We start from the raw sequence: 13,929 nt of genomic DNA on the forward strand, positions 1-13,929 counted from the left end.
GGAGTTTAATTTCACTAATATTAATTAATAATTTATGAAGGTAAACATGACAATAAAAGAATGCGCAGAAATCCACAGAGCACTGTGGTACACCGAAAATCTTGGAGTCGCACAGGGGTATGGCCCTTCTCCACGGGATCGTGAATTACTGGTTGTACTTGCTAATAAACTAGGTATACCGGACGAGAAATTTATCACTTCCGACGAGAGTAAAAAAATCACAGCTCAGAAGTATCTGACAGCTATGCTTGAGACAATGGAACCGCTTTCTCAAATGTTCCAAGATATTTGGATTTATTGCGAACGTACATTAATTAGAACATCAAAAAATGCCCTCGATATTGAATGGAATTTCAATATTAATGGGGAGTCGATAGCAATAAATTTCGAAGCGTTCAGGAAATATCAAAAGCTGCTCAACAAGACCCTTGACAAAGACAAATTCAACGAGGTTTGTAATGAATTTGCTACTGTTTGCTGTAAACATAATGATGGAAAGGGTTATATTAGATATGCCCCGATGCCACTAAAACCCGATGATGCAGACCCAACAAGTGTTGCTTCGAGAATTCATGATATGTGTAAGCACGTCAAAGAAGAAGGGTTAATTGACGATGGGTATTATGGAGCGACAGACGCAATTCCTTACCTGTCAGCCATACGGAGCAAAAACCTCTGGCGACAAGAAGACTTTGCAGAATTAAAGCCATTAGTAGAAGAATTTTATAATAGTACAAAGCTAGAAGATATTCTAGCTTTACCATTCTGGACATTTCGCTGGCAAATTTACGAACTATGGTGTTTGATAATCACCCTGCAACTCTTTGAGTCTCGTGGCTTTACACTAGTACAGTCCTCTGACGGTGCTTCCTTGCTTGAACTGGGGCAAAAAGTAGTAGTTGCTGAAAAAAATTCGAATCCACTAGGGCAGATTATTTACCAACCTTCATATCGCAGGACGACAGGGCAATGTGTTCATCCTGACATTGTAGTTGTTCAGGGACACCCGGAAGCTCTCACTCCTAATATTGTTCGAGCAATAGTTGAATGCAAACAGCATAAGATGCCTGAGAATGAGAGGTTTTTGCTCCTTAAAAAGAGATATTTCGATGGTGTTGCTGAAGCTTATAATGATTCTATCGGCCCCGACGGTAAGCTGGTACTATTAAACTATGATAAAGTCGATTTTACTACAAACTATGCACTTCTTGATGATTTCAAACCACAAAATATTTCGCCTTTAAAAGGGGCACTCAGCTCAATACTTGATGAGTATTCTGCGAATGAAGAACCTCGTCAAATTGTACTTGTAGTTGATGGCTCACAGAGCATGCTGAAAACCCTCGTCAAATCTGAAGAGTATATCAAAGAACTCCATAAAGTATTGGGCGCCTTCGATGAAGTCATATGGCTCAGAGGGGGTAATGTTCATGTCGAGAATATAAATCGTTTTGATTACACATCATTTTATAATATCGAGAGTGTGGATCTTTTTCTGGCCGGAATAGATAGAGCAAACCATTTTGGTTCAAATATTAGCATACATCTTATCACTGACCTAAAACCTCAATCTGAAATATTGAATGAAGTGCTAAAAGAGGCCCCCAAACTGCATATACATTATATTTCTTGAGTTAGCGTGATTTGATTGGAGTGAAAAACAGGTGTACCTGCTTTTCGCTCCAATCAGATATTTTTCCAGTATCATATGAATCAGCGAGTTATGAGCAATTAAACAGCTCAACTGCACCATTGTCCGCTCCTCGCTCATAACTGCCCAAGGTCTTGTAAGTATCCCACCAAAACGTCCCATTCATTTTTAGAGATCTTCCGACATACTGATTATGTCACCTGAGGAGATCGCTATGCGTAAGATCCGATTCACCGAGCACCAGATCATTGCCGTTCTGAAATCCGTCGAAGCCGGACGTACCGTTAAGGATGTCTGCCGTGAAGCCGGCATCTCTGAAGCCAGCTATTACAACTGGAAAGCGAAGTATGGTGGCATGGAAGCCTCTGATATCAAAAAGATGAAGGATCTGGAGGATGAAAACCGGCGCCTCAAACAGATGTTTGCAGGGCGGTTTCTAGTCTTGTTTCCTGTTCATCAGACATTCAGCTGTTACCTTCCGGAAGTGACGCGTAAACGGCAAAAATCTTCTGCAGGTGGAACTGTGTTAACAAAAACGTATTTCTGATGCATTTCTACTTCCCGGGGCAGATAACCACTTGTAAGATATTAACAATACACCAACATAACTGAGATCCAAATAGTGTATCGCTACGACTTAGCTAGTCATTTGACCGCGGTCAACTTCCGCTCCTCGCTCAAAGCGGCCATATCAAATGGATGCATGACAGGATTGGTTAGTAGCAGGAAGAGGACGTTTGGGCATCTGGCCCACATGAACAGCGCGTCTTTGTCCGGAGCATTTGCTGATGTTGGTGACGCCTTTGAAATGCAGCGTGAACCACAGCATGGCCTGCCATTGAATACCTGCTGATTTCTAAACAACTTTATGAGGTTCGATCTGGCGGAAGAGGGCAGAAGGACGTTAAGAAAAGTGACGACTCCACTTCCCAATAAAACGGCAACCAATAATGCTGCATATGTAATCGAAGGAATCTCCCTCGTTTCTTCGTGATAGTGCCAGCATCCACGCTAGCAATGTGTTGGCCATCATCATGGCTATCTTGCCAGGAAAAGCGATAAGTAATTCTCGTTTCTGGTGACATGAAATGTGTAAAAATCACTTTTGCCGAATGAGAGTTACCGCGAGTCTGCGCTGTGGTCCGTGACGCTCTGATTCATCCGCTCTGTAAGACAGTGACTATCCCTCCGATTCATCATAAACAAGGAAAGACCATGTTCGGATTCTTTAAAAAGAAAAAACCTGACGCTGCGCCCAGGCAGGGTTCCCGACTGACGGCGCAACAGTTTATCGCGCTGACGCTGAGTGATGAAAAGCTGTCAATGCCTGTGTATCTGCCGGGGATACGCAGTGAGGCCGAATGCGACGAACTGGGTTTATGGCCACTCATCTACATCTGGAATGTGGATCGTGCCGCTGGCACGTTCAGCCTTTCTGTTAACGGTAAAGCCATCGCCCACCTCCTTGAGCCTTTCGTGCCCCGTGAAGACCCAGCGTATGTCGAAATTCGTGATGAAGCGATGAAGGTTATCGCTGAGGCTTCAACGCAGTCCGTGCTGGCAACCATAGAGAAAACGGGCCTCATGCCCGATGTTTTGTTCGCGTACCACGCTGAGGATGCACAGCAGGAGCAGGGCTAACCGTCAGGGAGTGCGTGAGATTACGCCAGGGATTTTATTAGTCAGTCCTGTCATCCTAATGCTAAATATTCGTCAAGAAATGCTTCAGGTTGCCGAAATATACGATAAGCGTTATTCAAGAACATAACTAAAAGGATGGATCCATATGAAGAAACTGCTGCTTCTTGTTCCGCTCGTGTTTGCTGCTCCGGTACTGGCTTCTGAAGTGACGGTGGGTCAGGTTTGCAAGGCTGTTTCTGCGGCAATGTTCGGTCGTGACCTCAAAATCATGCGGCTGGATAAAGTCGAGTCAGGTATTGCTTACGTACATTATATCCGACAGAACGATGGAACCCGCTGGGCCATCAAGTGCAAACTTATCGGCAATCAAGTGATGTGGGCATCTGACAATCCTGACAGCACCGGTCGCTGGCGGGATGATCCTGCAGACAGCACGGTCAGATATGCTGTTGAGGGTAAAAAAATCATTATTACTGAGGCCTACAGCGACGGTTCCAGCAGCTCCAATTCTTATCCGTTGAAGCAACTACAGTGACTACACACAAGCTTCTAATTATAGCCTGTGAGCGACTGGTCCCTTCAGGGCGCATTTGACTATGCGGATGAGACCTTTGACGTGTGCCAGGAGTGGACTTTACTAACGCCGCTGATGTATTAATCCATGAAGAGCAGGTCATATTTTTAATATAAATTGACTGGTGCGCTAATTATTACAGGAACATCACCGATACATATTACCGCTTCCATTGCTTTTTTAAGCGCGTGTGCATTTGTACGACTGGTGGCTGTGCCGGTGACCTTTTCCGAAACTGTCGTGGATGCTGCTGGGACAAAAGGTTCTTTGAAAGGGACGTTACTCACTCCAACTTCAAAACCAACCGCCGTTGTTCTTATCGTACCAGGCTACGGGCCGACCGATAAGGATGGATAATTAAGACCTGCTGAGGATAAGAAATGCCAATGGAATCACCTGAAATTCAGCTCAAGGCTCTGAATAATGCTTTGCGTCGTTTACGTGGGGCCTGTTCCGCACTTGACGGTGAGGAGCTTGATGAAAAATTACTTGAGGTCATGCGACGACTGCTGCTTGCTGAGGTGCTCGCCGATACCTGGATCGTGGCGATAGGCGGCTCGCAAGGGGCGGGTAAAACGACGCTGATGGCGAGCCTGTATAACCTGCATCATGACAATAGCGGCTGGTTACGCAGTAATGAAGGACGCGGCGAGAAAATGCCGGTACTGATCCTCGAGAGTCGTGGGACTAAAGTAGCGCAGGGTTATGTCCGCCGCCTGGTCGAAACTGGAAATGGTTTGACGCTGGATGATATCGGCGTCGACGTCAACGAGTTTCAGCGCGCGGTCTGCGATCCTGATGCCGGGGATTTACTGCCGATACTGAAGGTACCGCAGCGTTATTTTACCCGCAATAACCAGGCCTGGTTACTGCTTCCTGGTTATGAAAAACAAGAGCGTGAAAATCGTGAGTGGCAGGAACTGATGCGTCAGGCGATGATAGCGGCAGGCGGTTGTATTATCGTGACCGATGAGACGCGACTGGCAAACCAGCAGCAGCTCGAAATCATCAAAGATATGCTGGAAAAAGAGCTTAAGAATTGTAAACCTTATATTGTTATCTCCAAGACAGAAGCGTTTCGCCACAATCCGCAACGTCAAGCTGAATTAAGAAAAAGCGCGGCCGAAACCTTCAATGTCGCTGCCGAATATGCCGATAACAACATTATTTTAACCGGCACCGACGATCCGGAATACGTAACAGAATGGATGCCGCACCTTCGTCGGGCCATTGACGACCTTAACTTTTCCGGACAAACCAACCGTTATCTCCAGTTAACCCACCTTACTGGGATTGTTAGTAAGGATCTGCCGCGCGTCATGAATATGATCCGCACCCAGTCACGTCTGTATTACCACAGTGATCAAGGCGGCCAGGACGATGGCAGCCAGGTGCTGGCCGAAGCTCTGGAAGTGTTTGACACTGCCGTGCAGGAACTGCGGGAGGAGCATACCAAAAAGGTAAAAATGTGCATCGCTAAAACTTTTGAGGCGGCGAAGGCTAATATGGACCGTAGGCTGGTCAAGGAGCATGAGGGATTTGCCAACTGGATATCGAATGCATTTGATACCACCAGTGAGACAAAAGGCAAATTGCAGCAACTGGTTCAGGATTCATGGCAGGACGCATCAGCTGATTTCTTCGACGACTATGTGAACAGTCTGCAACAATTGACGGCGGCGAAACTCAAGCCCATTCCAAACGGCAACGATCGCCCAAACTTGCCTGCATCACCGAAGCTGGAGAAGCTGGTAGCACTTGGCTATATGAATAGCGCCGGGCAGCCCGTGCAACACGAACAGCTGGATGCGGAAAAAATAAGTAATATCAAAATGTTGCTAAATCATGGTGCCACGTCGAATGCGGAAAACATTCCAGTGGTGAATAAACAGCTGAGGAAGAGCGTGGAATTGATCCCGGTGCTCTCGCTAGAGTACACCCGCCTTGTGTACGCCATGCCTGAGATTTGCAAAGAGCTGCGGCCCTACGTCACGCTTGAGCAGGACGATGGCGAGACATCCGCGGATAACGTCGCGGCAGAAGGGGTTCAAACTCTCAACGCAGGGGTTGATCTTGGCAAGACCGCAATAAAATCACTGGCCGCGGTGCTGGCGATTGACGTTGTCAGCGATGGCGATTCCGATATCCTCGGCGCGCTCTTTGGCCAGGATAAGCCTTCTGCTGACCCGACGGGTTCACCGCTTCCCCCCGCACCGGTGATGATGCATCCTGCTGCCGTTGCGGTAACAGCCGTTGTGGCGGCGGCCTACGTGACCGCGGCTGCAGTAACGCGAATGCGTACTTTTGAGAAAAAAGCGAGCAGCCAGGCACACGTCATGCTTGCCAGTGTTCATGACCACCATATTGAGCATTTACGCAATCAATTCGATGACACGATGAGCGCGGCGCGTAAGCGGATTAGCGAAACGTTACGTGCGCGTTATCACATGGACGAAATGCTGATGCGCAAGGATCGGCTCGCGAAAGCCATCGCCGATGTGAATGCCCTTATCGACGACCTGCGCAATGAGCTGGGTTCATCGGCTACGGGCCTGCAAGTATTAATCACCAGCCGTGGTGAGTGAGATGACGTCCGGGAAAGTTATTGATTATTGGCAGCGGTTAGAGTCACGGCAGTCGGAGTGGGCTTTTCGCGCCTACGATCGGCTGATTAAGACATTAAGTCATGACGTTCAGGAAAGGATACAACTTAAGGAAAGCGATGCCGAACCGTACGTGGTCATATTTGGTAAGACGCAGGTCGGCAAAACCACCTTACTGCTCGACCTGATGGATATCGATCTGCAGCAGATGGCAACGCTATCGCACGTGCTACGCGGCCGGCGGGAAGCCGGAAAATCATCCACCGCCACCGCCATGGAATATCGTCGTTCAACGGACCAGCGCTGGGGATTGTTTGTGCAATCGAAAACGCACTGGTTTGCCTCTGACGACGATATGACAGAGACCTTAGCGCAGCTCAGAAAGCAGATGGAACGGGGTGAACTGGTTGTTGATTCTCCCTGTATTGTGCATATTCCGAGGCGTTTTTTCAGGATAAAAACTTCGGGAGCGCCCGGCGTGCGTATTCTGGATCTGCCTGGTGATAATCCCGCCAATATGGAAGAGCAAAAGCATGTAAATCACATGACGAAGACCTATCTTCCCTTCGCTGATTTGGTCCTGCTGATTGGTCGTGGCGACGATTTGAGCTTCCTGCAGCCACAGGTTATCACGCTGCCGGGTATTGAGGACTGGCAGGCGATGCCGCATCGGTTTCGTATCGTGACGACCTATTCTTACTCAGCGCAGTCGGTGAAGACGCTGATTCGCAACGATCCGGCTATCGATATCGCGCAGTTACGTCAGCGCCTTATTGAACAGATTGAACGCTTTAGCAACCTGAGCGACGCGGCGAAAGATCGGAACCTCTACTTTCCGCTCGAGTTTGGCAGCAGTTGGCTGAGTATGGCCGAAAACGATACCGCCCTTTACGCCCGGGTTGCCCCCATGGTCAGCCACTTGCGTAGCGAACTGTTGGAACAAATTGCAACATCGACAAGCCCACTCGGACGGCTGCGAAGTACCCTGGATACCCACCTCAGCGTTAAATATATCCAGGAGGAAAAAACGGCGGCAATCGAAAGAGAACTGCTGGGGCTAAAAAAACAGCAACAAGAGACAAAAGATAAACTGACGGTTTGGAAAAACGCTATTACTCAGACGCAGCAGAAATTAAAAAAAACGGAGAGGTTATTAAAAGATAACGCTTTACCTGTCAGCCGACGGCTTATCGATAAAGCTGCGGAAGAGGCCGCAAACTTTAAATTGAAGGGAAGTTACAGCAGTGAAAAATGTACCACTTTACATAGCATGATCGCCGACTATTGCTCTAAAATTAAGAATATCCAGCTGGATGTGAAAAATAAGGCGGTCTACTGGCAAAAAGTGGCCCGCAACAAAGTTGAACCTACGAGACAGGCGGTTCAGGATATTCTTGATGAAAACTTCAGTGCTATTCGCTATAGGCTCAATGACTACTGGATCGACACCTATCTTAGTTCTGCGAATTATTTATCGGATAAAAACAGTGTCATCCATGCCGCTGATAATGCCAAAGTGGAAGTCATTCGGTTGTGGACCTCACAATGGATGGCTGCCGCAGAGAACGTCCATAATCAATACAAAAGCGAACTCACCAAAGATGGGGTAATTCTCGAGGAGTTGCGGGTAGAGCAGAATAAATCCCTTCAGAAACAGATATCACTTAAGCAACAGGCCGTATCGTGCGAAGACGAGTTAAAGAGAATTGCTGTTGAATCACAAGAGGATCTTGTCCGCTGCGAGCAGTTTGTTCACTTTCTTGATGAAGAGTATCTCAAAACATTAAGTACGCGTCTGGATTCAGTCTTTCAGGAACGTGATGATTGTGATGCGTTATTACAAGTTTTCTCCTGCGTTGCGTTGAAAAATCAGCGGGAAGATTTAATGAATTTAACTGAAAAGTATTCTGGATAAGGCATGAACGTGACCAGTGAAATAAAAAATAAAGAAAAATCGCTCGCCGAGTTAATGGTAAAAATACTCAAGGAGCCGCTCAATCCCCTTGAGAGTTCGTTAAAAAAACTCAACACAGAGGTTCTGGACACCAAAGATAAGGTTGAAGAAATCAATGATGCCATTAATGCGGTAGGTGCAAACACCGAAGAAATCATTAATCCACTGAAAAAATCGTTACGTGAGCTGCAAGACGACGATGTCCCTGGGGCGATAAGTAAGCTGAGAGATTTTATTTCGACGCAGGTTGAAGAAAAAAAACAGAATATTAGTGCCGCGCTTAGCCAACAATCGGCACACTATGATAGCCAGCTGAAAGCCGCGACCGGTGAGGTCTTTGAAAAACTGTCGGATGTTCTTGGCCAGCAAAATGAGAGTGTCCAGGCAGCAATACAGCAGTATCAGCAAACGGGTATCGACAGTGCTGAGGCCTTATTGCAGCAACTGCTGAATGCTAACCGCTTCCTGGAGGAAACCTGCGCCGCGAATGCCAGCGAGCAACAGTCGACGCGAGAGCGTGACCAGCGGTTGGCTGAACGGCTGGAAAGTATCATGCAGGCCCAGCAGCAAATAAAGCAGTCGATAAGCGAACTTGACCAGCAGCTCAAGGGCGTGAGCCAAGGAGTGCAAACGACGCGAACCATGCTCGCGGAACGGCAGGAAAGCGATCGGAGGCAAGTGTTAAGCAGCCTTGAAACGTTGTCTTCCGACGTCCCGGCAGCACTGGTGCAGCATTTGACCCCACTAACCCAGGCAATTGAGTCTCTGCAAACCAGCCAGCAGGCGTTGACCGAGGCAGTGAGCCAGCAAAAGAGCTATCTGGAGGCGCAAATTGCCGCAAGTCAGGGTAGATTCCGCTACGTTGTCATCATTTTTGCCCTGTTTGCTACCTCAACGCTAGCTTATATCGGCTATGACATCTGGAAAAATTTAACTCCCTGACAAGGCGAAATTGCGTGGCGTCTAACGCGACAGAGCCATTATTTTTTGAGTTGTGTATAAGGTTAGACAGCCTTGTGACTTGCTCCCCGTTGAATGCTGTTAGCTATGTCCGCAGATCGCTCTGAACAGACCTTACGGTGTTGTAGGCTGTACGCTTTGTGTCTGAAGCCGACGTTGCTAGCCTCTGCCTGTATGAATAAATAGGGAACAGATCAGTTAGGCCTTGCATTACCCGGTGTGGCGGGTATTTACAACCGAAGTAAATTTATGGTGAAGAAACTGGAAGCGTTAGATCTCTGGACGACTTACCTCAATAACATCTCATGCGTTGAGTCAAAAGTGACAATCCTCAAACAAAAGGCTGGCTAATATGAAAAAATGGCAGTTGTTGATAAAAAGGGTCTTGAGAACATTTCTAACAATGACCGTATGATTCGTGAGAAAGATTGTCGGGCTGACTACTCTTGCGAGCAGCTCACGCTGTAAGCTTGGGAAGGAAGGTAAGTTCCCCAAACGTATTAAAATTGGTGCTACTGCTTATCGTCTATCTGAAGTGCAAGCTTGGATTAGAGGTGAGTGGTTAATTTAATAAGGTGTGAAATGAAAATTAATGAAATGTATGATGTTTTACGTGATGATATTGACTTGGTGAATTCATCTTTGGGTATTATAAAGAAATATAGGTTGTTTTATACTACATCTGTCGATCCCGATTATTCATACTCCAATGGTTATGATGGCTATGCAGAAAAGAACTATTACTTCAAAGGAAATTGGGGATTTGATTACGATTTCTTTAAGGTTTTTGAAGTGGAGATTGTGAACAAGATTTTTGTTTTGGATGAAATAAAACAAAAGATAAATTCTGTTTGCCCTGCAACCAAAGCGGCTTTTTCTAATATAAACTCATTGAATTCTGATGACTTTATTAATTCATATTTCGCGAGCAACCCTCACAAAGAAAATCTATCTGAATTTGATGATTGCATATTTCACATGGATGGTAATAACCCGCCATATATATCGGCGATGGAAATTGATGCTATAGATAATAATTTAAGCAAGATTATTTATAGCGGTTCATATTACTCTACGGGTATGGATCATGGAAACTCAGATGAAGTTGTTTGCGAGTTAAATATTGTAGGGGCTAAAAACCACCAGCCTTTTTACTTTGAGCTACTCATAGAAGCATACGCATTACTCAATGAGAATAATTTCAAAATGTCCTGTTTTATGTCATATGCGGCATTAGAGAGTTATATAAATCAAAAAATATACGGTCAAGATACCGATGAGCGGTTTTCAGATAAGTTTAAAAAAGCATATGATACAGTGCCTGGATTAACAACCCATGAAACTTTCTCTAAGTTAAATTCACTGTTAAGCGATTATACACTTGTTAGAAACACCATTGCGCATGGTAGAGATGATGATGAGATAATTGATAATATAGACGTTGACTCAGCAAAAGAAATGTATATTTACGTTTCGGCTGTGATTTTAGCGATTGAAAATGGATTTCAGAAGCTAAATGATATTAAACTTCACATTAAGCCTAAAAAGAAGAGATAAGAGGTGTTTTAGAAAACACTACTTAGCTTCTTTTATTACAGGGAGAGAACATTCTTTACTTTTTACTCCCTGTCGACTCCATCTCTATTTTAGCTAGTTTTCCCAGCTAGCTTCTTTTACCCATGAGCTGAACTGCCCAGGACCAGCAGCTTTGTTAATTTCCTCAATCAATTCATGTTCGAAACGAATGTTTTCTTAGTGCTTCCTGAACGTTCGAAAGCAGGTTTGGAACTTTTATCTTGCATTGGTGCGTACCATGTTGATTTTGTGCAACCATGAATTTAGCGGAACCCAGAAGTGCGGCAACATAACTTGGCTATTAACCAAACCGTTAACTGGAGTAACGGAATCGCCACGGATAATCAAGATACTTCCGAGCCGTTGTTGGACTGACCCCAAACCTGTAGACAAATTCTGTTCTAACGATGAGGCCTGTTCAAAGGCCGCCGGACTGACGCCGCCCAGGGACATTTTGTCCATGTGAAATGAATGATTGTTAAGAGGCTCTAAGTATCTGACCGCCAGTTTTACGCTCTAAGCTGTCGTTAATTTGCCTCTGAAAGGAGATCGTAATTCTTTGGCTCGAGTTTCAGATGGGGATACGATCGAACCTATCAGGTGCTGGACACAATTACAGCTTATCCCAGACCGCTTTTCTGACAGAAGCTGGTCTGATACCCATTAGTTCAAGGTTGCGGGATTTCTCATCCCACTCTTCTTCGCTGCGGCACGCTATTACCCATTGTGCCGCTGCAACGGATTTCTGCTGAAAAAGAGCCTGGAAATAAGCCGCATCAACTTCAGAAAGAGAATGTCCCAAAATCACCACCTTCTTTACTTCACTCAACTCCTCAAAAACAAACCGGTGTTTAGCTATGAGCTTCTGTGAAGGCTTAAAAGTCGTGAAGAAATAGTTATCAATAGTGCTGTTCGCTTCCATGAGCCGGGTATCAATCTCTGCTATATCGGATCTTTCGTTGAGAGAGCGGCGGGATCCAGGTTCCCAGGCATGCCCCAGAATTAAATCATCGTCCCTCGTTTCAGCAGAACCGTGGATGTGAAGAACACGCTCTGGTTCGACTCTGTAGATTCGCCTGAGAGTATCGGTGTAATTAAAGCTCAGAAAAAAAGCCTGTGGATCCAGCATTGACAGACGGTTAGGTGCATTTGTAAACGAGGGTATCGGCAACTGTCGGATCCACACTCCGAATTGGAAACGCAGGTCCTTAGAAAGGCGTCCGACTACCTGCTTCACCTCATACTGAAAATCATGATGACCGGCATCACTCCAGTCCTCATCGTCGTAAGAACTCATGAAATGGCCAAGATTGTCGATAAGCATGTCGGCATCAAAACCAGCTAAGGCAGTTTCAAGATCACACCAGTCATCACCTACGGGCAAATATTCTTCAACGTCCAGGTAGATAGCCGGACTTGATGTCCGGAGGAAGTCCTTAAAATGCCCCAGGCTTGACGGGATGGAATGCCACAGATCGAAGCCATTTCCGATGACATAGAGTGTTGACGTCTGCATAGATTCTCTCACGACGCATTGCCAGTTTGGATTGAAATAACTGAACATCTCCTGTTTTATATCAGCAGATACCCTAACCCCGCCGGAACATTATGGAAAAAATCACCCCGACAGTAGTGCAGTTTATCAAGCTTGGCGAGGCTGGTGAATGGGAGCGCGAGTGTCTGACATGCTCCCCATTGATTAATACACCGTGATGTTAGTAATGTCTTCACTAGTAACGTGAGGGCATCCATATGAAGAAGCGTTTTTCTGACGAACAGATCATCAGTATTCTCCGCGAGGCCGAAGCCGGGGTTTCTGCCCGGGAACTCTGCCGCAAGCACGCTATTTCTGACGCCACTTTCTACACCTGGCGCAAGAAGTTTGGCGGCATGGAAGTTCCTGAGATGAAGCGGCTTAAGTCGCTTGAAGAGGAGAACGCCCGACTCAAGAAGCTGCTTGCCGAAGCCATGCTGGATAAGGAGGCGCTTCAGGTGGCTCTTGGGCGAAAGTACTGACGACGGACCAGAAGCGGGAAGCCGTGATATTGATGTGTGATGCGACCGGTCTGTCGCAACGTCGTGCCTGCAGGCTTACAGGTTTGTCCCTGTCGACCTGCCGCTATGAAGCCCAGCGTCCGGCTGTTGATGCACTTTTATCAGGGCGTATCACTGAGCTGGCACTTGAACGCAGACGTTTTGGTTATCGGCGCATCTGGCAGTTGCTGCGTCGGGAGGGCCTTCACGTTAATCACAAGCGAGTATACCGAATTTACCACCTTAACGGACTGAGCGTAAAGCGCAGACGACGTCGTAAAGGGCTGGCGACCGAACGGTTCCCGCTTCTGCGCCCGGATGCGCCGAACCTGACCTGGTCGATGGATTTCGTTATGGACGCGCTGGCCACCGGTCGCAGGATCAAGTGCCTGACCTGCGTGGATGATTTCACGAAGGAGTGCCTGACAATTACCGCCGCATTCGGGATTTCAGGCGTACAGGTCACGCGTATTCTCGACAGTATCGCGCTGTTTCGTGGCTATCCGGCGACGATAAGAACCGATCAGGGACCGGAATTTACCTGCCGCGCACTGGACCAATGGGCCTTTGAGCATGGAGTGGAACTGCGTCTTATCCAGCCGGGCAAGCCGACTCAGAACGGATTTATTGAGAGTTTTAATGGACGATTCAGAGATGAGTGCCTCAATGAGCACTGGTTCAGCGATATGGTTCATGCCAGGAAAACGATTAATGACTGGCGGCAGGATTATAACGAGTGTCGACCACATTCATCGCTGAATTATCTGACGCCGGCTGAATTTGCAGCGGGCTGGCGAAACGGGAAATTTGAAGAAAAACCAACTGACATTACTAACTGAAGGTTGTATCTAATCCTGGGGGCAGGTCAATCAAGCTGGGTAAGTTTTCTCGAGAATAACACAAACTACAATGATAGCTTTGCACTCAATGTGACAGA

The 13,929-nt window shown here is 46.6% G+C and carries 9 protein-coding genes and 2 pseudogenes; 10 read left to right on the top strand and 1 reads right to left on the bottom strand.

Translation table 11 applies throughout. From position 1 onward, the window contains the following. Positions 1 to 46 precede the first annotated feature (46 nt). The 9 genes and pseudogenes from GW590_RS11510 to GW590_RS11550 all read left to right on the top strand — a co-directional run bounded on the left by GW590_RS11510 (position 47) and on the right by GW590_RS11550 (position 10,940). Positions 47 to 1,633, top strand: a complete 1,587-nt coding sequence (locus GW590_RS11510; RefSeq protein WP_169403187.1) for a hypothetical protein — start codon at positions 47 to 49, stop codon at positions 1,631 to 1,633. 232 nt (positions 1,634 to 1,865) lie between these two features. Further along, positions 1,866 to 2,078, top strand: a pseudogene (locus GW590_RS11515) (transposase); the annotation flags it as partial. Positions 2,079 to 2,866: 788 nt separating this feature from the next. Continuing rightward, positions 2,867 to 3,292 carry a hypothetical protein gene (locus GW590_RS11520; RefSeq protein WP_169403188.1) on the top strand — a complete coding sequence of 142 codons (426 nt, stop codon included), beginning with the start codon at positions 2,867 to 2,869 and terminating at the stop codon, positions 3,290 to 3,292. Positions 3,293 to 3,437: 145 nt separating this feature from the next. Next, positions 3,438 to 3,827 (top strand): hypothetical protein, encoded by a 390-nt coding sequence (locus GW590_RS11525; protein WP_021536972.1) that lies wholly within the window; start codon positions 3,438 to 3,440, stop codon positions 3,825 to 3,827. Between the two features lie 419 nt (positions 3,828 to 4,246). After that, complete coding sequence (locus GW590_RS11530) at positions 4,247 to 6,451, top strand: sugar kinase (protein ID WP_169403189.1); 2,205 nt, start codon at positions 4,247 to 4,249, stop codon at positions 6,449 to 6,451. 1 nt (position 6,452) lies between these two features. Continuing rightward, a complete protein-coding gene (locus GW590_RS11535) occupies positions 6,453 to 8,384 on the top strand; it encodes a hypothetical protein (RefSeq protein ID WP_169403190.1) in 1,932 nt (643 codons plus the stop codon). A gap of 3 nt (positions 8,385 to 8,387) precedes the next feature. Then, positions 8,388 to 9,365: a coiled-coil domain-containing protein gene (locus GW590_RS11540; protein ID WP_145526034.1), complete on the top strand. Its 978-nt coding sequence runs from the start codon at positions 8,388 to 8,390 to the stop codon at positions 9,363 to 9,365. Positions 9,366 to 9,743: 378 nt separating this feature from the next. Then, positions 9,744 to 9,954 (top strand): annotated as a pseudogene (locus GW590_RS11545) (helix-turn-helix transcriptional regulator). A gap of 11 nt (positions 9,955 to 9,965) precedes the next feature. Continuing rightward, entirely contained in the window at positions 9,966 to 10,940 is a 975-nt protein-coding gene (locus GW590_RS11550) for a hypothetical protein (protein ID WP_169403191.1), read from the top strand. 631 nt (positions 10,941 to 11,571) lie between these two features. On the opposite strand, the gene GW590_RS11555 is transcribed toward GW590_RS11550, so the two are convergent. Further along, entirely contained in the window at positions 11,572 to 12,474 is a 903-nt protein-coding gene (locus GW590_RS11555) for a bacteriophage abortive infection AbiH family protein (RefSeq protein ID WP_169403192.1), read from the bottom strand. A gap of 236 nt (positions 12,475 to 12,710) precedes the next feature. Here GW590_RS11555 and GW590_RS11560 point away from each other — a divergent pair. Next, positions 12,711 to 13,831, top strand: a protein-coding gene (locus GW590_RS11560) for an IS3 family transposase (protein WP_169403193.1) whose coding sequence is annotated in 2 segments (ribosomal slippage) — positions 12,711 to 12,969 and positions 12,969 to 13,831 — 1,122 coding nt in all. Because the reading frame shifts where the segments join, the coding sequence is not laid out codon by codon here. Positions 13,832 to 13,929 lie beyond the last annotated feature (98 nt).

It is taken from the genome of Rouxiella aceris, assembly GCF_012933545.1.
Lineage (GTDB): Bacteria > Pseudomonadota > Gammaproteobacteria > Enterobacterales > Enterobacteriaceae > Rouxiella > Rouxiella aceris.